Origin of the sequence: Rothia sp. HMSC08A08 (assembly GCF_001808385.1) — a bacterium.
GTDB classification, from domain to species: Bacteria; Actinomycetota; Actinomycetes; order Actinomycetales; family Micrococcaceae; genus Rothia; species Rothia dentocariosa.
Map to the genome: position 1 here is coordinate 235349 of NZ_KV793078.1, position 19314 is coordinate 254662.

Annotated in this window: 18 protein-coding genes; 10 read left to right on the forward strand and 8 right to left on the reverse strand. The window is 56.9% G+C overall.

Annotated elements, in window-relative coordinates:
• Positions 1-188: hypothetical protein (locus tag HMPREF3164_RS11215; protein ID WP_168160764.1), on the reverse strand; the 188-nt coding region annotated here is incomplete at its 3' end.
• A 221-nt stretch (positions 189-409) separates the two neighbouring features.
• Positions 410-1273, reverse strand: coding sequence for a PHP domain-containing protein (locus HMPREF3164_RS08570; protein ID WP_048779447.1), 864 nt, complete (start codon positions 1271-1273; stop codon positions 410-412).
• Between the two features lie 126 nt (positions 1274-1399).
• On the opposite strand from HMPREF3164_RS08570, the gene HMPREF3164_RS08575 reads away from it, so the two are divergent.
• Positions 1400-2929 carry an aminopeptidase P family protein gene (locus tag HMPREF3164_RS08575; RefSeq protein ID WP_048754182.1) on the forward strand — a complete coding sequence of 510 codons (1530 nt, stop codon included), beginning with the start codon at positions 1400-1402 and terminating at the stop codon, positions 2927-2929.
• 93 nt (positions 2930-3022) lie between these two features.
• Here HMPREF3164_RS08575 and HMPREF3164_RS08580 read toward each other — a convergent pair whose 3' ends face one another.
• Positions 3023-4030 (reverse strand): hypothetical protein, encoded by a 1008-nt coding sequence (locus HMPREF3164_RS08580; RefSeq protein WP_070450467.1) that lies wholly within the window; start codon positions 4028-4030, stop codon positions 3023-3025.
• Between the two features lie 183 nt (positions 4031-4213).
• Between HMPREF3164_RS08580 and HMPREF3164_RS08585 the strand changes: the two genes are divergently transcribed.
• The 3 genes from HMPREF3164_RS08585 (at position 4214) to HMPREF3164_RS08595 (ending at position 7778) form a co-directional block, all read left to right on the forward strand.
• Positions 4214-5542 (forward strand): magnesium transporter MgtE N-terminal domain-containing protein, encoded by a 1329-nt coding sequence (locus HMPREF3164_RS08585; RefSeq protein ID WP_004005110.1) that lies wholly within the window; start codon positions 4214-4216, stop codon positions 5540-5542.
• Positions 5535-6326 (forward strand): DUF1003 domain-containing protein, encoded by a 792-nt coding sequence (locus tag HMPREF3164_RS08590; RefSeq protein WP_070450470.1) that lies wholly within the window; start codon positions 5535-5537, stop codon positions 6324-6326. Before HMPREF3164_RS08585 ends, HMPREF3164_RS08590 begins: the two co-directional genes overlap by 8 nt.
• Before the next feature lie 195 nt (positions 6327-6521).
• Positions 6522-7778, forward strand: a complete 1257-nt coding sequence (locus HMPREF3164_RS08595; protein WP_070450473.1) for a P-loop NTPase — start codon at positions 6522-6524, stop codon at positions 7776-7778.
• 165 nt (positions 7779-7943) lie between these two features.
• Here HMPREF3164_RS08595 and HMPREF3164_RS08600 read toward each other — a convergent pair whose 3' ends face one another.
• From HMPREF3164_RS08600 to dapE, 5 genes are all read right to left on the reverse strand, one after another.
• Complete coding sequence (locus tag HMPREF3164_RS08600; protein WP_070450476.1) at positions 7944-9422, reverse strand: hypothetical protein; 1479 nt, start codon at positions 9420-9422, stop codon at positions 7944-7946.
• Between the two features lie 164 nt (positions 9423-9586).
• A complete protein-coding gene (locus HMPREF3164_RS08605) occupies positions 9587-9958 on the reverse strand; it encodes a twin-arginine translocase TatA/TatE family subunit (RefSeq protein WP_004005117.1) in 372 nt (123 codons plus the stop codon).
• A 154-nt stretch (positions 9959-10112) separates the two neighbouring features.
• The gene (locus tag HMPREF3164_RS08610) at positions 10113-11615 is read right to left on the reverse strand and encodes a hypothetical protein (RefSeq protein ID WP_070450479.1); all 1503 of its coding nucleotides are present in this window, start codon (positions 11613-11615) and stop codon (positions 10113-10115) included.
• Positions 11612-11833, reverse strand: coding sequence for a hypothetical protein (locus tag HMPREF3164_RS08615; RefSeq protein WP_070450482.1), 222 nt, complete (start codon positions 11831-11833; stop codon positions 11612-11614). The genes HMPREF3164_RS08610 and HMPREF3164_RS08615 overlap by 4 nt, the downstream gene beginning before the upstream one ends.
• 253 nt (positions 11834-12086) lie before the next feature.
• The gene (dapE, locus tag HMPREF3164_RS08620) at positions 12087-13220 is read right to left on the reverse strand and encodes a succinyl-diaminopimelate desuccinylase (protein WP_070450485.1); all 1134 of its coding nucleotides are present in this window, start codon (positions 13218-13220) and stop codon (positions 12087-12089) included.
• 107 nt (positions 13221-13327) lie between these two features.
• Between dapE and dapD the strand changes: the two genes are divergently transcribed.
• The 6 genes from dapD (at position 13328) to HMPREF3164_RS08650 (ending at position 19254) form a co-directional block, all read left to right on the forward strand.
• The gene (gene dapD / locus HMPREF3164_RS08625; RefSeq protein ID WP_070450488.1) at positions 13328-14302 is read left to right on the forward strand and encodes a 2,3,4,5-tetrahydropyridine-2,6-dicarboxylate N-succinyltransferase; all 975 of its coding nucleotides are present in this window, start codon (positions 13328-13330) and stop codon (positions 14300-14302) included.
• 333 nt (positions 14303-14635) lie between these two features.
• Entirely contained in the window at positions 14636-15649 is a 1014-nt protein-coding gene (galE, locus tag HMPREF3164_RS08630; RefSeq protein WP_048753021.1) for a UDP-glucose 4-epimerase GalE, read from the forward strand.
• Positions 15650-15997: 348 nt separating this feature from the next.
• The gene (locus tag HMPREF3164_RS08635; RefSeq protein WP_004005123.1) at positions 15998-16759 is read left to right on the forward strand and encodes an amino acid ABC transporter ATP-binding protein; all 762 of its coding nucleotides are present in this window, start codon (positions 15998-16000) and stop codon (positions 16757-16759) included.
• Positions 16760-16769: 10 nt separating this feature from the next.
• Complete coding sequence (locus HMPREF3164_RS08640) at positions 16770-17618, forward strand: glutamate ABC transporter substrate-binding protein (protein WP_004005124.1); 849 nt, start codon at positions 16770-16772, stop codon at positions 17616-17618.
• Positions 17619-17638: 20 nt separating this feature from the next.
• Positions 17639-18322 carry an amino acid ABC transporter permease gene (locus HMPREF3164_RS08645; RefSeq protein ID WP_048754175.1) on the forward strand — a complete coding sequence of 228 codons (684 nt, stop codon included), beginning with the start codon at positions 17639-17641 and terminating at the stop codon, positions 18320-18322.
• The gene (locus HMPREF3164_RS08650; protein WP_048754174.1) at positions 18319-19254 is read left to right on the forward strand and encodes an amino acid ABC transporter permease; all 936 of its coding nucleotides are present in this window, start codon (positions 18319-18321) and stop codon (positions 19252-19254) included. Before HMPREF3164_RS08645 ends, HMPREF3164_RS08650 begins: the two co-directional genes overlap by 4 nt.
• Positions 19255-19314 lie beyond the last annotated feature (60 nt).

Here is a 19314-nt window from a genome sequence, read left to right on the forward strand (position 1 = left end):
CCCCCCCCCGCGACCGTAATAGAGGTTTCGCGGACGAGAGTAACGCTGAGATTATGCAAGTCGCCGAAGCCTTTAAGGAAGTGAGAAACCGGGTTGGTCAGCTGGGCCTCAGGCTCGCCTTCGTTTCCCTCTAGATTTTTCTTCACATCCTTGCCGAATTCGACCACCAAATTGTCGAAATCCAACACGTTACTTACTTTCAGTATGGGGTTATAGAACGCTCTTTTGTAAGAGCGTATGCCTGTTTTAGTCTACAGGACTGTCTCTTTCAACTTTGCGCACAAGGTCAAATATATTCCCAGGTAGGGTAAAACCCGTACACTTTGCTGCATCTTCGTAGGGTTTAACCGTACGATATGCGGCAAAGTGTACGACTTACAGTGATTACTTTAGTTGTCGGCGGCGAGCTTTAGCTGCGAATCTGGGCGCGGATCGCCTCAACAGTTTCGCGGGCAGTGGTATTCTCCCCCAGCTGGTTTGGTTTGCCCGCGCCGTGATAGTCGCTGGAACCTGTCACCAAAAGCTCGCGACCGCGCGCAAATTCCAGCAGACGCGCACGGTTCGGCTCAGAATTTTCGCGATGGTAGACCTCGATCCCGGCGAGGCCCGCATCCGCCATCTGACCCAGGTACTCAAGCGGCAACGCAGGCCCACGGTTTTCACTCATCGGATGCGCCACCACCGGCACACCGCCCGCCGCGCGCACCAGCCGGGTCGCCTCCAGTGGGTCCATGCTCTCTTGCGGCACATAGTAGGGTGAGCCCGCATAAAGAATACGACCGAACGCCTCCTCACGGCTGGCGACGATTCCGGCGGCAATCAGCGCATCTGCAATATGGGGGCGTCCCACCGATGCATTCTCTTCACCCGTCTGTTCCTGCACATGCTCCCAGGTGAGCGGGTAGTCTGCGGATAGCAGCTCAACGATGCGCCGTGCCCGCCCCGCACGCGAGCACCGAATTTCCTCAACTCGCTGCGCCAACTCGGAGGATTGCGGGTCATACCCATAGGCCAGCAGATGCACGCTCTTAGTACGCTCTCGTCCCTGCTCATCGCGGTACGTATAACGACACGAAAACTCGGCACCGGGCAGAAAATCCAGCCCGTACTCCCCCGCCAGCTCGGCCGCCTGCGACCATCCGCACGCGGTGTCATGGTCGGTAAGCGCGAATCCTATCAGTCCCGCCTTACGAATAAGCGGAATTAATTCGATAAGCGGCTGAGTACCATCGGAAATTGCGGAGTGAATATGCAGATCGTAACGTTCGGTCATAGTTCTAACTCTAACGCACCCTACGTTCGCCTCACCCGCGATAGCGCCTTGCTCAAGGCGTTTTCCCGCGGAAAATAGCGGCGGCATACCGGCGATTTCTCGCGGCGCGTGGGATAGAATACAACTATGACTGAAAATACGAAGAAGAGCACCGGAGCTCCAACAACAGATCACCGCGATACCCCCAAAGCATCAGCTTTTCAGGAGTTCATCGCATCAAACTGGGAGCCCGCTGCCGATGATGGCTATACCCGCGAACGCGTTGCCGATTTTGCGGCGCAACGTCGTAAGAAGATTTCCCAAAAGTTCCCGGGCGAGCGTCTGGTTCTGCCCGCAGGACCGCTGAAGGTTCGCTCGAACGATTGCGATTACCGTTTCCGCCCGCATTCGGCGTTTGCGCATCAGACCGGGTTGGGTGTTGATCATGAGGCTGACGCCGTACTGGTTTTTGAGCCTGTGGATGAGGGCACCGGTGATAACGGCTCGAACCATGAGGTTACCCTGTATTTCCGTCCGTTGGCTGGCCGTGATACCACGCAGTTTTATGCGGATGCGCGCTACGGCGAGTTCTGGGTTGGTCCGCGCCCCACGCTCAAGGAGTTTTCAGAGCGTTACGGTGTGCGGACGAAGGACCTTTCGGAGCTTGAAGTTGCGATTACGAAGAACGCCGGGGCTCAGGCGTTGGGCGGGGTGCGTATTCGACTGGTGCGTGAGGTTGATCCTTCCATTGATGCGCTGGTTGATACTTCCCGGTATAACACGGGCGTTGCGCTGGAGGAATCCGATAAGCTCGATTCTGAGCTGACGGTGGCGCTCTCTGAGGCTCGCCTGATTAAAGATGAAATCGAGGTTGAGAACCTGCAGCGTTCGGTCGATATGACGGTGAAGGGCTTCGAGGAGGTCGTGCGTGAGCTTCCGAAGGCGGTGGCGCATCATCGTGGTGAGCGCGTGGTGGAGACAGCGTTTTTCTCGGTGGCACGTACCGACGGCAACGACCTGGGCTATGACACGATTGCGGCGTGCGGGAATAACGCGACGATTCTGCACTGGATTCGCAATAACGGTACCGTGGATGAGGGCAAGCTGCTGCTGCTGGATGCCGGTGTTGAGGACGATACCCTGTACACCGCCGATGTAACCCGCACGTTCCCGGTGAACGGCAAGTTCACCGAGGTTCAGGCGAAGGTCTATAACGCGGTGTTGGATGCTGCGGATGCAGCGTTCAAGGTCGCTGTGCCGGGTCGTAAGTTCCATGAGATTCACGATGCCGCGATGGAGGTGCTGGCGCATCGTCTGGAGGAGTGGGGACTGCTGCCCGTTTCGGCTGAGGTTTCTTTGACGGTTGAGGGTGGTCAGCATCGCCGGTGGATGCCGCACGGCACCAGCCACCATTTGGGTTTGGATGTGCACGACTGCGCGCAGGCGAAGGCGGAGCTGTACACCGGCGCAACTTTGGAGCCGGGCATGGTCTTCACGATTGAACCCGCGCTGTACTTCAAGGATGAGGATTTGTCTGTTCCCAAGGAGTACCGCGGCATCGGTATTCGCTTGGAAGATGACGTGCTGTGCACCGAGGACGGCAATGTGAACCTCTCGGCGGCGCTGCCCCGCACGGTTGAAGAGATTGAGGCGTGGATGGCGAAGCTCGCCCAGTAGTCTCTTAGTTTCGCAGACGAAAGTCCCCGCAGCCAGTACTGTCTTGGCTGCGGGGACTTTTTGTTGTGTCAGATGCCTCTGTGGCGTTGGAAACTAGTCTTCCTTGACTCCCTTGGGCTTAGGAGTCTCACGAGTTGGGGCCTGCCGGATAGTTTTGGCATATTCTTCAGGGTCGTCAATGCGCAGACCGAACCGCTGTGCTGCTGGTGCCTGAGGCTTGCGTTCGCGGGTGTCGGCGGCGGGCGAAGACTGCTCAGAAGAGTCGTCGGGCTGGGTTTGCTGCATGGCAGTCTGTGATGCAGCGGTTTGTGACGCCTGGGAATCCCCACCGGCTGGGCTTTGCCACGGAAGCTCCTGTGCCGCACTGCTCTGTTGTCCGTCCGCATCCGCTTGCTCGGGATTCGGGTTCTTGGCAGCGCTATCGCGGTTTTCGGGGTAGCCGCCTTGCTGATCCGTCACAGTCGACGGGGTGCTCGGAGCCTGCGAAGATTCACCGGCAGACGTTGGTGTATAAGAGACATAGGGGCTGGCGGCATGGGGCAACCCGGTACCTGCACTCGGTGTTCCCGAGGATGCCGAAGCTACCGCCTTCTGGAACAGCGGGTTTGCCGAGAGGATGCGCCGCGCCTCCGAAGAATAATCACTCAGGGCGTAGACTATGGTGCGTTCCGGGACTGCCTCACCGCGCATCGGATAGCGACCGGAACCGCCGCGGCGAAGCTCAAAAATTTTCCAAACCACGAAGACCGCAACAGCGATCGGCACGGCTGACGAGGCGGCAGCCCAGAAGTTCGTGCCCGCGGTGGAAACCAACGCTGAGTAGAACAGGCCCGCAAGAATACCCTGGATAAGAGCGACCAGAAGCGGACGGCCGTACCCCTGCTGGGTGGGGTATTCGACCTGTTTGAGTCCTTCGTTCACCAGGTAGAGCGCTGTGACGGGGTAGTTCGCGGCGGCAAGCACATCAAAAGCAGCGAAGGCTTCTTCACGGCGGCTGAAGGCTGCCACGGGTTCGCCCTGAGGCATAAGCTGTCCGTTGGCCTGCGCCAGGCGAGACGCTAAATAAGAAGACGGGGGCATATTGGGAGGCATCTGAGTCATGCCCTATATTTTACCGGCAGAGAACCCGCAGGGGGCGGGATATTTGCGATGGGCTTAGTTCCCTACGCATAGAAAAATTTTACACATCGGTTAGGGCCTGCAGACCCGCACCGGTCATGACTCGTAGCGTGCCTAAGCACTGGTGAAGTGCGTATTCGGGGTTCACAGCGTACCCTAGATAGAGTGAGCAATACTAAATTCAGCGCCCCAAGCAAAATTTATATCGCCCGCCTGCTCGGTCTTGATGTCTTCGACCCCTTCGGTGACCGCCTCGGTCGCCTGCGTGATGTGGTCGTACTCAAGCGCGGTTTTGGCGCGGCGTTGGCGGCTGGTGCTCACCTGCGCAAAGGCAGCGAGCCTGTGGTTGTAGGCATCATTATTGAGGTGCTCGGCAAAAAGCGTGTCTTCATGCCAATGACTCGTGTGCGCAGCATCGACGCCTCCCAGATTATTTCAACCGGGCTCGTGAATCTGCGCCGCTTTGAACAGCGCAACTCCGAGACTCTGGTGGTAGGCGAACTTTTCGACCGTCGTGTGCGCCTGCTCGACGGCAGCGGGGATGCCGTGATCGAAGACGTCGCCATTGAACAGCGCCGCAACGGAGATTGGGGTGTGACCGAACTCTTCGTATCCCGTGTGAGTAGTTCCAGCGGGTGGCGCCGCCGCTCCAAAGAAACCCTGGTGGTGGACTGGGATCAGGCGATGCTCTCCACCGAGCTGGAGCCGCAGGCCGCGACCGCTTTCGTGGCGAACCACGAAAATTCTAAACCTGCCGACCTTGCCGATGCGATCCATGAGATGAACGATAAACGCATGGTCGAAATCGCAGCGGAGCTGCAGGATGAGCGCCTGGCGGACGTGCTTCAAGAGCTGCCCGAAGAGGACCAGGTACAAATTCTTTCCTACCTAGCAGACGAACGCGCCGCGCAGGTTCTTGAAGAGATGGAACCGGACGACGCCGCCGACCTGCTGATTGAGCTCGACGACGTGCAGCGTGAAAAGCTGCTGGAACTCATGGAACCGGATGAGGCAGACGATGTGCGCCGCCTGCTCGAATATGACGAGGGCACCGCCGGTTCACTCATGAACCCGGTACCGATTATCCTCTCCCCCGAAGCCACGGTTGCCGAGGCGCTGGCGCATATTCGCGCCGAAGAAATCTCACCCGCGATGGCTGCCGCGGTTTTGGTGGCCCGACCGCCCCTCGAAACGCCGACCGGCAAATATTTGGGGCTGGTGCACATGCAGCAGCTTTTACGGGTGCCGCCGAGCGAATCGATCGGCCACATTCTAGACACAGACACCGAGCCGGTCTCTGACCAGGCAAGTCTTGCGGAATTAGCGCGCGTACTCGCCGCCTACGACTTGACCATTATCCCCATCGTGAACGAATCTCACCGCTTGGTCGGTGCGGTCACGATTGACGACGTACTCGATGCGCTCCTGCCCGAAGACTGGCGCACATTCGACGACGGAACCCCCGTACGAAAGGTAGGGCGACGCTTTGTCTGATCAGAACCGCCGCAACGAAAACCTGAAGCACGAGGAAAATCCGAGGATCGATAAAGCGCGCATCCTCAAAGACCGTCTCGAAAAGAAATACGCCGAACGCAGCCGCGACACCCGGGAAACCAGCAGGAGCGGTAACCGCGCTGAGTCTCAACTGAGCACCCCGGCAGAGCGCAAGAACAAGCTTTTTGCGTACAACCCGAACCCGGACGCTTTCGGACGTATGACTGAGGCGTTCGCCCGGTACATGGGTACACCTCAATTTTTGCTGTGGATGACCGTCTTCTGTGGAGTGTGGCTGGGCTGGAATACGCTCGCCCCCGAAGAGCTGCAGTTCGACCCGCGAAGCCTCAACTTCACCCTGCTCACTCTGATGCTCTCATTGCAGGCATCCTACGCCGCTCCCCTGCTGCTGTTGGCGCAGAACCGGCAGGATGACCGCGAACGCGTGGTTGCCTCCGAGGACCGCAAACGCGATCAGCAAAACCTTGAGGAGACACAGTATTTGACGCGCGAGATCGCTTCGCTGCGCATCGCCCTGCGCGAGGTTGCCACCCGCGACTTCGTACGCAGCGAGCTTCGGGATATTTTGGAAGAGCTGAAATCTATTCAAGAAGAGCAGGAACGCCAAGCCGAACAGCTGCAGGATATTGGCGACGATATCGAAGAACTTGAAGACTTGGACGGGGAAGAAAAAACCGAGGCTGACCCCGAATCTGAGAAGCACGCCACCGCTATTGAAGACTCTCCCAACGCCAAGGCATCAACGGCGCATAAAGGCGAATGACCCACATCCTAAAGCGTGTTCTGCAACCCGGTTAAGCTCTTAAGCTCGCAGAACACCAGCCTAGACAAATAATGCGCAAACGCGCATGATAGTAGCACCGCAGCCAATCATCTAAGCGGCGGTGTTTTTATCGCCCGGTGCGGCATCGTTACCGCGACGATATATACCCTCATATGAACGCGCTGAGGAGATACCATGAGTAGCCCTAACGCCACACCGCACGATAGTTCCCGCAAGAACGAACCGGCACCCGACAATCCCCTGGAGGATGCGCTCTGGGCGGCGCTCGCGCGCGTGGAAGACCCCGAGCTGCGCCGTCCTATCACCGAACTTGGCATGGTGGAATATGCCCGGGTTCTCGCCGAAGAAGACAACCCGCAGCGGCACTATGCCCAGGTGAAAGTTCTGCTGACCATTGAGGGATGCCCGCTCAAGAACACAATTGACGCCCAAGTGCGCGAGGCGGCTGCCACCGTCACCGGTATCGACCGCGTGCAGCTTGAGCTTGGTGCCATGAACTCCGAACAGCGCGGCGCCCTCAAAACCCGGCTCAAGCCCGAACGCACCAATCCCTTTACCGCGCCCGGATCGCTCACCCGCATCTTCGGGGTGGTTTCCGGTAAGGGAGGCGTGGGGAAATCCTCCATGACCGCAAATCTCGCGGCGGCGTTTGCTTCGCGGGGTCTTGCCGTCGGCATTATCGACGCGGATGTGCACGGCTTCTCAATCCCGGGGCTCATGGGCATTACGGAAGCCCCCACCCGACTGGATGACCTCATTATTCCCCCGACCGTAGACGTTCCCGCCTCGGTACGGGGTAAAGACGATACGGGCGGGCACGAGTCGGCGGCTGGCGCATCCGGCGGTTTTGTGAAAGTTATTTCGATTGGCATGTTTCTCAAGGATAATCAGCCCGTCGCCTGGCGCGGACCGATGCTGCACCGGGCGCTTGAACAGTTCATTCTTGACGTTCACTTTGGCGCGCTCGATGTTCTGCTGCTTGATCTTCCCCCGGGTACGGGCGATATTGCGATCTCAATGGCACAGCTGCTTCCCAACGCCGAGTTGGTTCTGGTCTCCACCCCGCAGCATGCGGCGGTGGATGTCGCCGAACGTGCCGGTACCCTCAGCCTGCAGACACAGCAAAAGGTGGTGGGCGTGATCGAGAATATGGCGGCGATGACTCTACCCGACGGCACTGTGTTAGAGATGTTCGGTTCAGGCGGCGGCGAACATCTGGCGAAACGTCTGACCGAGGCGCTGGACTATTCGGTGCCGCTGCTCGGTTCGGTTCCTCTTGATGTTGCCCTGCGTACCGGCGGTGATGAGGGCATGCCCGTGGTGTGGGGCTACCCGGAGTCAGCAACTTCTGTAGAAATTAAGAATATTGCTGCACAGCTCTTGCACCGCAAGGATTCCCTGGCGGGCAAGCCGCTGTCGCTAATCGTATAGAGTTTCTCGGATAGCTCGCAGAAGAGCTCACAAGAATATAAGTATGCTGGGCATTGAGATTCGTATTCTCGATGCCCAGCATACTTATGCGCAACCAAACGCCTCAGGGTTTAGGACAAGAGCATACCGGGGACCACCCACCCAAACACTCAAAGGGCAAAAGCATTAGGGTATATTCAAGTCCCCCGGACCATGACTATGCCACAGCCAACCTACCCATATCAGCTGTAAAACAAGCCCGAAGAACACCAAAAGCCAGCGGTACGCCCTGGAGTCTTTTCCATAGTTCATGAGCACGAGCGCAAGTGGGAAAAGAGGCAGCAGAATACGGAATGTTGAGGTCTGCGGAAGCCAGAAGACCCCCAGATAAACCATATAGGCAGCACACCAGATCAGCATGACGGGATGCAGCAGAGAGCGGGTGCTACGTGAAAAAATCCAGCAGAAATAGGCGAAGAAGCCTACGGCAACCAGCAGGGCAACAGCCCACATGTTCCACTGTGGCAAATAGGTATTCAGGTTGGTAACCCATTGCACCACATAGTGCTGCCCATCATCGACGGTACGCCCGCTCCAGCCTATTTCAGTGGCAAGATAAGCGTCTATTCGCCCAGTCGCAATTGCCGCGTGAAGTGCGTGTCCCAGGGCGAAGAAACACACGATCAAGGCGCTGATAAGGTGCAGGGATCGTGCCGCAAACGCGCCCATCAAGGCTTGCCCAGTGCTGAGGGGCGAAGACCCACCAGCCGCGCGGCGAACACAGTATTCAGAGGTCACACAATACAGCCACCATATACCCGCGAGCGCGCCGAGGGGCACGCCGACGGGTCGGGACTGTGTGGCGAGGAAGGCCACCGGTATAGCCCAAAGGTACCGGTCGTATGCCAAAAGTAGGATAAACAGGGCGATCGCGAAAATGGTCAGAGACTCCGCATACCCGGTTCCAAAAATAACCGCTGGCCCGCAAAAACCATAGGCGGCAACCGACCATAGTGCCAGGGAACGATGCGGTGATTCCTGGCTCGCACGAATCTCGAATACTCCGTGCTCACGCCAGTTGAGACATCCCACGAAGAGCAGATAGATGACCCATGCGAGGGCAAAGCTCACCACTACGCTGAGCATCACGGTGCTGAGGGCAAAAGGAATACCTGTGGTATCGGCTATGAACCCTGCAATAGTAGGTTGGGCCGGAAAGAAAGCCCACGTATTATGCCCAACAACTCCGTTATCGTATATGGGTAGTTGGACGGGGTATCCGTTCTTGTAAATCCGTTCATACCATTCGGCATCCCACCACCCCAAATATTCAAGAAGGGTGGGCACATGGCCGTCGCCTATTTTCTGCTGACCGGCAACCTGCTGCATACCGACGACCCAGAAAACGATAAAACCCCATAGGCGGCTGGGTGCCCAAATACTCAGCACCTGAGTCCAGGCTGGTAACGCAGCAAAACGATGCGCCACCCGGCGCAGAGCAGCAGTCGTGGAAGTACCGAGGGAGTCGAAAAAGGAGAGGCCGCCGGTATGTAAGGTAAAACGAGTGGGATTAAAACGTTCTGCCCTGCGCGGGTTTAGCGGTGAAATGGGGTCCCGTGGTTTTTCCGCCTCACCATACGTGGGGCTATCAAGGCTTTCGCTCATCAGCGTATTCTCCTGGGCGGTGCGGTATCTCGGAAGTTAGGTGATGTTTTTGCTGAAGTTTTATGATTCTCAAGGCTTTATCTATGTGACTGTCGCTAGAGCCTCGCACATAGTAAATCCCCTGCCGTAGGGCTAGGGGATCTTCCATAGAATCTAAGCCTTGTTTAGGTCGCTTCCGTATCGTAGGGAGCGTAGGCACCGCGCGGCAGCCGGTTTAGATTTGATGCGGCGGGCTTGTTCGCTTCGGAGCGTTCTTTAGCTTCACGTGCCCGTTCTGCATCGTCTTCCGCGAAGGCTTCGCGCACAATAACGCGGGGGTCATACTGACGGGGATCATACTGACGCCAGTTGATTTCGTTGAGTGTTGCATCCCCCAGCGTATCTTTAAACTCGTCTCGGGCGTCGAAGGCCATTCGACGAACTGTTTTGATGAGTTCCTTGATTTGGCGCACGTATTCGGGCATGCGTTCGGGGCCGATCACGAAGAACGTGAGAACGGCTAAGACGACGAACTCAGTGCCACTAATACCAAACACAAGATATAGAGTACCAGCATCTTGAGTGCGACGGGAATTGCCACGAAGGCTTTTATGAGGTGTTTCGCACTGAGCCGCACGGTTTTATCGTCTATATGTGATGCGCATCCCGCCGTAAGCTCTCGCCGGGATGCGCCTGGGTATAGCGTTCGGTTTAGGGCGGGTAGTCCCCGCCGCCCGGTAGTTGCTTCCAATGCCACAGCCAGCCCACCCAGACAAGCTGCAGAAGGGCCCCGGAACCAATCAGCAGCCACCGGTAAGCGCGCGAAGAGGATATCGCCACGATGGGAAGCATGAGTGGAAAGAGGGGCAGAAGCAGCCGGAAAGTTGAAGACTGTGGGTTGAGGAAAATCAGTAGATAGGCGCCATAGCATGCGCACCAGAGGATGATGGGACTTGCGAGAACCCGTTTCACGAGCGGACTTGCCAGAAAGGCTGCATACCCCACGATCAGGAGCGGGAACAGGAGGATCGTGAAGTACCCGAAGTATGCTATACCCTGAGAAATCCAGGGTGCCACGGGTGCAAGATCGCCCTGGCGCCAGGCGGTTTCGGTGGCGGTGTAAGCATCAATACGACCGGTTATTTGCCAGGCGTAGATTGGCCAAATGAGCGCGCAGAAGCAGATGAAAAGGGCACTGCCAAGCTGCGGCAGGCTGCGTAAGAAAACGCTCTCGAATCCTTCTTGGTCTTCGCCACGCTGACGGCGCTGCTGCTGTGCCTTAGCCTCTGTAATCAGGCAGGTGAACCACCATAGCCCGGCGGTGGCACCCAAGGGTACTCCAACCGGGCGGGACAGGCATGCCAGGAGCGCGACGGGCATCATGAGCAGATACTGCTTGCGCATCATCAGCAGTAGAACCCAAACGAGAAATACGAGGTTTAAGGATTCGGCATAGGGCACTTGCAGCACCGGGGCAACCGGCAGAAATGCTACCGCCGCAACCGCCCAGAGCGCCAGATTGTGCCGTGAGGTTTTTACATCCTTCTGGTCTTCGGTGCTCGACGCTGCCTCAGATACCTTTTCGCCATGCGATTGGTCTCGGTAACCCACAATATTGAGGCTCGTGGTGAAGAGCAGGTAGATAACCCATGCGGCAGCGAACCCAGCCAAGAGCGCCACTGTAGCCGCTACCGGATAGTAACCGATCCCTGTGATCCGGTTAATACCGCCAGCGATCAGGGGGAATAGCGGGTAAAAGGCCCAGGGATTTTGCGCCACCGCTCCAGCGGAATCATAGGGCAGCTTACTCGGGTACCCGGATTGCGCAATCTGCCCGTACCAGCTGGAATCCCAGGTGCTAATGAAGGGAAGGTACCCCAGATGCTGGCCCCAGGGACCGAGCAGCTGTTGGTTGCCAACCACAGAAAAAATAATAAATCCCCAGACGCGGCTGAAAGCGTAAACGAGCATGACTTGCAGCCAAGCGGGAAGTCTTAGAAAGGCCTCGCCCATACGGCGCAAACGCTCCCCCGATGCTATATACAACCATGTGATATCGGCATTGAGGGTAGAGGTTTTTGAGGGGTTTTTATCCTCATCTCGGCTGGATGCGCTGGCAGGTTTAACCTGCGTCGCCGGTTTGTTCGCTGAGCTCCAGGGAATAGAGGGCACGGTGGTGTGCTGCTGGGGAGTTTTATCAGAGGGATTGTTCATCGGGAATGTTGAGGTAGAACCGGTGATGAGGTCAAGGTGCTTTCGTCGCTTACGGACTCCCGAGGTGCCGTTTTACCCGCAAACACGTCTAGTCCATCCCGAGCGATATAGGCCGCTAACTTCTTGCCGGGGTATAGTCGCTGGCTGGTGAGACCAAAAGTTCCCAGCAGGGTGAGGATCAGAACCACCACCGCCAGAAGCGTGATCAGGATGTTCATGGGATACCTTTTCGGTTCATGTTCGGTTCACTGGTCCTATGAGCCCTCAGATACGCCTGCCCTAGGAAACACGACGTTTCTTAAGGCGTACCCAAAGTAGCTGCTGACCGCCGTTGCCTGCGTACAATAACGCATCCAGCGGGTAAGCGGTGCATCGCGGCTCATAGATTTACTCTATCTGTTCAGTCTAGCCTACCTGCCCGGCTGGCAGAGATATTAAAGTGCGTATTTGTATCGGTGTGGGGTTTATCGGCTAGTCTTCGTCGACTTCGGTATGCAGCCAAAAAAGCAGATCGGTGTAGCAGCGGGTAAGCGCGCTGAAGCTCACGTGCTCGTTGTCGGTGTGAGCGAGGAGCGCATCGCCAGGACCAAAATTCACCGCGGGAATACCGATCTCGCTGAGCCGCGCCACGTCTGTCCACCCGTATTTGGGTTTGGGTTCCTGCCCGACAGCCGCGATTAGTGATGCCGCCAGCGGGGTATCTAATCCGGGCCGCGCCGCTGGAGAAAGGTCTACGAAGTCGAGTTCATAGCCGTCGAAAAGCTCAGTGACGTGTGCTTTTGCCTCATCCAGGGTCTTATTCGGGGCAAACCGGTAGTTAATGTGCAGGGCGGCAGCATCGGGAATAACGTTCCCGGCGACTCCCCCGGAAACCTGCACGGCGTTGAGTCCTTCACGGTACGCAAGCCCTTCAACCTCGTAGGTTTGCGGTTCGTATTCTTCCAGAACGCGCAGCGCCCCAGCGAGCTTGTGGATCGCGTTTTCACCCTTCCAGGCACGCCCGGAGTGCGCTGCGAGCCCGGCGGTGCGCAGGTAGAAGCGCATCGTACCGTTGCATCCGCCCTCAATAGTGCCGTCGGTGGGTTCCAAGAGAACACCAAAATCAGCGTCAGTCAGAAGCTCACCGTGGTTGCGAATGAGCCGCGCCATGCCGGAAAGTTCGCTGGCGACTTCCTCATGGTCGTAAAACACATAGGTGAGGTTGTAGTCGGTATCGTGCTCGCCCAGTTCTGCCGCCAATTTGAGCTGCACCGCGACGCCGCCCTTCATATCGGTGGCACCGCGCCCGTAGAGAATCCAGTCCCCGTTATCTTCAACGATGCTTGCGGGTACGGTTCCGAGCGATCCCGCAACCGTGGGCAGAGGTACGGTATCCAGGTGACCAGCCAGCAGAATGCGCGTACGTTCCTCACCGTTGCGGGGGCCAAATTCGGTACGGGCTATCATAGCGTCACCATCGCGGGTGAGATGCAGATGCGGATATGCACTGAGAGCCTCATAGACGGCGTCTGCAATAGTTTTTTCTTCCCCGGAGACCGAATAAATATCAAGGAGCGTGCGGGTGAGTTCGGGCATCGAAACGTTCAGATCAAGCGAAGTGGTCATCAAGGGGTCTTCCGTGGTTGCGCAACAGTCTTCGTGTTCAACCCTAGCATTTCAACCCGTGGGAGGCCGCGCGTTTTCCCTGTACGGTGCCCGATAGCGCATCTATAATGGTGGGCATGTCTGAAAACCTATCTTCCGAATCCCGTTATGCTTCCGGCGTCGCACTGGTGAATGTCGTGGCTGCCGGGAACGAGGCTGGGACCGTACTCGACGCTTGGTTCCCCGCCCCCACGCTAACCCAGACCCCCGACCTTTCTCTCGCCGATGAGCTGGATGCGCTCGTCGCCGACCACCCCGAACGTAACGCCCGCACTGAGGTGCGCACTGCCTCCATCAACCTGGATGAGGCCCCCGAGGACGCGGTCGATGCTTACCTGCGCCTGCACTTACTTTCGCATACGCTGGTACGCCCGAACAGCATCAACCTGGACGGACTGTTCGGCAAGCTGGCAAACGTGGCGTGGACGAATCACGGACCGGTGCTCGCCAGCGAGTTTCAGAAACTTGCGCTGGGGCTTCGTAAGCTCGGGCACCTGAGTGTGAGCCATATCGATAAGTTCCCGCGCCTGGTGGATTATGTGGTTCCCGCCGGGGTGCGTGTGGGCGACGGCGACCGCCTGCGTCTGGGTGCGCATCTGAGCCCCGGTACCACGGTCATGCACGAGGGTTTCGTGAATTTCAATGCGGGCACCTTGGGTACGTCGATGGTTGAGGGGCGCATTTCCCAGGGCGTTGTTGTGGGCGACGGTTCCGATGTGGGCGGCGGCGCCTCTACCATGGGGACGCTCTCTGGCGGCGGCACGCAGCGCGTCTCGATTGGTGAACGTTCCCTGCTGGGTGCGGAGTCGGGTATCGGCATCGCGCTCGGCGACGACTGCGTGGTGGAAGCCGGTCTGTATGTGACCGCCGGATCGCGCGTGAGCGTGCTCATTCCGGGCAAGGAACCGCGCGTGGTCAAGGCCGCCGAGCTTTCGGGGGTCTCAAACCTGCTGTTCCGCCGCAATTCGGTCTCGGGTGCAATCGAGGTTCTGCCGCGTGCCAAGAACACCGTGGAACTCAACGATGCGCTGCACCTGAACTAATGCCGCTCCCCTAAATTTTTCACACGAAAAGTCGCCTATTGGTCTCATATGTTCGACCGGTGGGCGGCTTTTCGGCATAAAAAGTATTCACAAAAGTCACGCCGATCAGGGGCTAAGTGATACAGATGGTTTTCAAACGTGAAATACGCGAAAAACCTCCAGGTCAGCATACCGGTAAGACATACACAACACAGCCTCACAGGCCACGGAAAATCCGGCATGCGCATCGTGGGCGGGCTACTATATTAAGCGACGTTATCACGGGGTGAGCACTCACCCAAACACCATGAGGAAGCACGGGCAAAGCCTCGCGCCTTCCGCGAAAGGACAATGATGAAGGTTCTCGTCACCGGTGGCGCCGGTTACATTGGTTCGCACACCGTTCTTGAACTCCTCAATGCAGGGCACGAGGTTGTCGTCATGGATAACCTGTCGAATTCCTCCGAAACTTCCCTGCAGCGTGTTGCCGAGCTCGCCGGTCGCGCGCCCGAGTTCCATAAGGTTGATCTGCTGGATTTTGAGAGCATGAAGAAACTCTTCCTCGAGATCCGCCCGGATGCGGTTATCCACTTCGCGGGGTTGAAGGCAGTGGGTGAATCAGCAGAGAAGCCGCTGTGGTACTACCAGACGAATGTCGCCGGTACCCTGAACCTGCTCTACGCTATGGATGCCGCAGACTGTCGTTCTATCGTATTCTCATCGTCCGCAACCGTGTACGGTGAGCCCGAATCCATGCCGCTCATCGAGAAGCTGAATATGGATGCACAGTCCTGCTACGGCCGCACCAAGGAACATATCGAAGACATGCTCGTAGACTTGGCGGCTTCCGATGACCGCTGGAATATTGCTCTGCTGCGCTACTTCAACCCCGTGGGTGCGCATGAATCCGGGCGTATCGGTGAGGATCCTTCGGGTATTCCCAACAACTTGGTGCCATTTATCGCTCAGGTTGCGGTTGGCCGTCGCGAGCATCTGAACGTGTTCGGTAACGACTACCCCACCGTCGACGGCACCGGTGTGCGCGATTACATTCACGTCGTCGATCTTGCCGATGGTCACCTTAAGGCGCTGGATTACATTAGCGAGCACGGCGGTCTGCACACCTGGAACCTGGGTACCGGGAACGGCTACTCGGTGCTTGAGGTGCTGCATGCCTTCGAGAAAGCCTGCGGTAAAGAGTTGCCCTATAAGATCGTGGCGCGCCGCCCCGGTGATGTTGCTGTTTCCTATGCCGATCCTTCCTCGGCACTGGCTGATCTGGGGTGGAGCGCATCCCGAGATATTGACACTATGGTGCGCGATCACTGGAACTGGCAGAAAAATAACCCGAATGGTTACGACGCCTAGCCAATTGTCTCACTGAGAGGTTCCTAAGCCGGGTGCCTTATGCAAACTTATGCATAAGACACCCGACTTTTATATTTTTAACTCTACGTAAGTACACCTGAAGTACAATAAAAACAACATAAAGTATTGCGTGAGTTTCATATATTTACATGGTATTTATTGCTTTTATATGGCCTCTATTTCGAGTCACCAAAACTATAACTATGCACAGAAGATAAATTTTTCAATAATTTTTACAGAAAACCCGGCAGCTGTTACATACCCGTTACAAACCTGACGTAAGCTAGAATCTCATTCGTTTTATGAAACCCACGTCATAGATGCATCTCACATGAAAGGGTTATCACCGTGACACAGGCATCTGCACCCGCAGAAAAACCACTCGTAGAGCTCAACGAGGTCAATAAATATTACGGCACCAACCACGTGCTCAAGAACATCAATTTAGCGGTCAATAAAGGCGAAGTTATTATCCTTCTGGGCCCTTCCGGTTCCGGCAAATCAACCCTCTGCCGAACCATCAACCGCCTCGAAACTACTTCCTCAGGCTCTATACATATCGACGGAAAAGAACTGCCCAAAGAAGGCCGCGAGCTCGCCAAGCTGCGCGCAGAAGTAGGTATGGTCTTCCAGTCCTTCAACCTCTTTGCCCACAAAACCATCCTTGACAACGTGACGCTAGGCCCACGCCGCATCCGCAAGCTCTCCAAAGAGCAGGCCGAAGCCGAAGCTATGGAACTTCTCGCCAAGGTCGGGGTAGATTCCCAAGCAGAAAAAATGCCAGCCCAGCTTTCGGGCGGTCAGCAGCAGCGCGTCGCTATCGCCCGCGCTCTCGCGATGAAGCCCAAGGTCATGCTTTTTGACGAGCCCACCAGTGCGCTCGACCCCGAGATGGTGAACGAAGTGCTCGATACCATGGTCTCCCTCGCCCGCGACGGCATGACCATGATCGTCGTAACCCACGAGATGGGATTCGCCCGTAAGGCCGCCGACCGCATCGTCTTCTTGGCGGACGGCGAGATTGTTGAAGAAGCCACTCCGGATGAATTCTTCACCAAACCCAAGAGCGAGCGCGCCCGCGATTTCCTCTCCAAGATCATCGACCACTAGGGGGTGTGCCATGAAAAAATCATTCTTTAACCGCGCCGCCACCAAGTTTTTCGCCGCGAGTACCGCAGCTGCGCTTGCTCTCGGTTTCACGCTGACCGGGTGCTCCAGCGCCTCGGACTCTAAACCTAAGATTCGCATCGGCATTAAGTACGATCAGCCCGGCTTAGGCTACCAGGACGGTCAGGATTACACCGGTTTTGACGTAGATGTGGCGCGCTACATTGCTGGTAAGCTCGGCTATTCGGAAGATCAGATCGAGTTCGTAGAGTCCCCCAGTGCTAACCGTGAGAATATGCTTTCCAACGGTCAGGTCGATATGATTCTGGCGACCTATTCCATTAGCGACAGCCGTAAGAAGAGTGTTGATTTTGCCGGTCCGTACTACGTTGCCGGGCAGGATTTGCTCGTGCGCGCCGATGAAACGAGCATTACCGGGCCCGATAGCCTGAACGGAAAGAACCTATGCTCGGTGACCGGTTCGACAAGCGCCAAAAAAATTCAGGATACCTACGCCAAAAACGTGAACCTGGTGAAGCAGAATAGCTACTCGGACTGCGTGGTCGCACTTAACGGCGGCGTGGTAGATGCGGTGACGACCGACGATATTATTCTTGCGGGTCTTGCCGCGACCAAGGCGAATAAGGGCAAACTCAAGCTGGTTGGCAAAACATTCACCACTGAGAAGTACGGTGTTGGCCTGCCTAAGGGTACCGATAAGTGTGAAGCCATCAATAAGGCTATTAACGAGATGGTAGAAGACGGCACCTGGGAGAACCTGGTGAAGAAGCACACGGACGGCACCGGCTACAGCTACAACACCGAAAAGAATCCGCCAAAGCCTTCGGCGTCCTGCGCTTAGGCACGGAAGAGAGGAAAACGATGTCATTCTTTGACCAACTCGGCGCTCTCTTCGCCAAATACGATGTGGTGGGCGCGTTCTGGGTGAATATTCAGCTAACGTTCTGGGCCGCGATCGGATCTTTCGTACTCGGTGCGATCCTAGCGCTGATGCGTATCAGCCCGGTCCCCTCGCTACGCTGGGCGGGTACGATCTATGTACACTTATTCCGCAACACCCCGCTGACGATTCTGATGACTCTAGCGTTACTGGGCGTGTGGACACAGTTTCAGCTGTCGTTCTCGACCGATTTTGAGACGAACTTCTTCGTGTATGCCGTGATCGTTCTGTCGATCTATCACGCATCTTTTGTGTGTGAGGCAATCCGTTCGGGTGTGAACACGGTTCCCACCGGTCAGGCGGAGGCGGCTCGTGCCATCGGCCTCGGCTTCATGGATACTGCGCGCATGATTATTTTTCCGCAGGCGTTGCGCGGCTCTATTACTCCGCTGGGTAATACGCTCATTGCATTGGCGAAGAACACGACGGTCGCATCGGTAGCATCCGTTGCCGAAGCCTCAGGCATGATGAAGTCCATGATTGAGTTCGATGCGAACATGGTGTTGGCGATCTTCCTGATCTTCGCACTGGGATTCGTGGCGATTGTGGTGCCTCTAGGCATCCTGACCACCTGGTCCTCACGTAAATTGGCGGTGAAGCGATGAAATTCTTTAATTCTGATGTAACCACAAGCACCACTGTCCTCTTCGACGCCCCCGGCCCCCGTGCGAAGGCTCGCACCCGTGTCTTCAATATCGCGGCGATTCTGGTTTTTATCGCGTTCGCTGTCTATGTGCTGAGCGTGATGGGCGCTAAGGGCCAGCTTGAGGCAGAAAAATGGACCGACCTCTTCACCGCAAAAGCTTGGGGTTCCTACTACCTGCCCGGTCTGATTTCAACCCTACAGGCGGCGGGTATTTCGGTAATTACCTCTATCGCTTTCGGTGTTATCTTCGGCATGGCACGCCTGGCGCAGAACCGCGTGCTTCGTTGGTTCGGCACCATTGTGGTTGAGTTCTTCCGTGCCGTTCCGGTGCTGATGATGATGATTTTCTTCTGGCTGTTCCTCAGCCGGTTCAGCTGGATTAACCCCTCACAGTTGCCGTTCCTTGCGGTCGTGATCGGTTTGACCTTCTATAACGGATCCGTGATTGCAGAGCTGCTGCGTTCGGGTGTCAAACAGCTGCCGCGCGGCCAGGGCGAGGCGGGCCTGGCGATCGGCCTGACCCCCGGTCAGACCCTCCGCACGATTCTTATGCCGCAGGCTTTCAACGCCATGATGCCTTCGATGCTCAGCCAGTTCGTGGTGATTCTCAAGGACACCGCGCTCGGGTACATTATTTCTTACCCCGAGCTGCTGGCATCCGCACGACGCATCGGCTCGGGTGACGGCAACGTGCTGCAGACCCTTCTGTTGGCGGCGGCGCTCTTCGTCATCGTGAACTTCGCGCTCACGGCGCTGGCAACCTGGCTGTCCTCGTTCCTCGCCTCACGTACTTCCTCGAAGGTTCGCAAGGTGGATCTGGTTCCCGGCGAGGTCGATAACCCGAATCCGCCCACCCTCCAGATGTTCTTGCTCCCCGGCAAACGCAAATAATCGGAGGCGCGCATCCGGTATAAAAGATGCCCGGAACTTCCTGCACTGGGGGTTCCGGGC

Excerpts from the sequence above, each read along its gene's own strand:
- HMPREF3164_RS08570 (WP_048779447.1), bottom strand. The coding sequence starts at position 1,273 with ATGACCGAACGTTACGATCTGCATATTCACTCCGCAATTTCCGATGGT.
- HMPREF3164_RS08575 (WP_048754182.1), top strand. The coding sequence starts at position 1,400 with ATGACTGAAAATACGAAGAAGAGCACCGGAGCTCCAACAACAGATCAC.
- HMPREF3164_RS08580 (WP_070450467.1), bottom strand. The coding sequence starts at position 4,030 with ATGACTCAGATGCCTCCCAATATGCCCCCGTCTTCTTATTTAGCGTCT.
- HMPREF3164_RS08595 (WP_070450473.1), top strand. The coding sequence starts at position 6,522 with ATGAGTAGCCCTAACGCCACACCGCACGATAGTTCCCGCAAGAACGAA.
- HMPREF3164_RS08600 (WP_070450476.1), bottom strand. The coding sequence starts at position 9,422 with ATGAGCGAAAGCCTTGATAGCCCCACGTATGGTGAGGCGGAAAAACCA.
- HMPREF3164_RS08610 (WP_070450479.1), bottom strand. The coding sequence starts at position 11,615 with ATGAACAATCCCTCTGATAAAACTCCCCAGCAGCACACCACCGTGCCC.
- HMPREF3164_RS08615 (WP_070450482.1), bottom strand. The coding sequence starts at position 11,833 with ATGAACATCCTGATCACGCTTCTGGCGGTGGTGGTTCTGATCCTCACC.
- dapE (WP_070450485.1), bottom strand. The coding sequence starts at position 13,220 with ATGACCACTTCGCTTGATCTGAACGTTTCGATGCCCGAACTCACCCGC.
- dapD (WP_070450488.1), top strand. The coding sequence starts at position 13,328 with ATGGTGGGCATGTCTGAAAACCTATCTTCCGAATCCCGTTATGCTTCC.
- galE (WP_048753021.1), top strand. The coding sequence starts at position 14,636 with ATGAAGGTTCTCGTCACCGGTGGCGCCGGTTACATTGGTTCGCACACC.
- HMPREF3164_RS08640 (WP_004005124.1), top strand. The coding sequence starts at position 16,770 with ATGAAAAAATCATTCTTTAACCGCGCCGCCACCAAGTTTTTCGCCGCG.
- HMPREF3164_RS08645 (WP_048754175.1), top strand. The coding sequence starts at position 17,639 with ATGTCATTCTTTGACCAACTCGGCGCTCTCTTCGCCAAATACGATGTG.
- HMPREF3164_RS08650 (WP_048754174.1), top strand. The coding sequence starts at position 18,319 with ATGAAATTCTTTAATTCTGATGTAACCACAAGCACCACTGTCCTCTTC.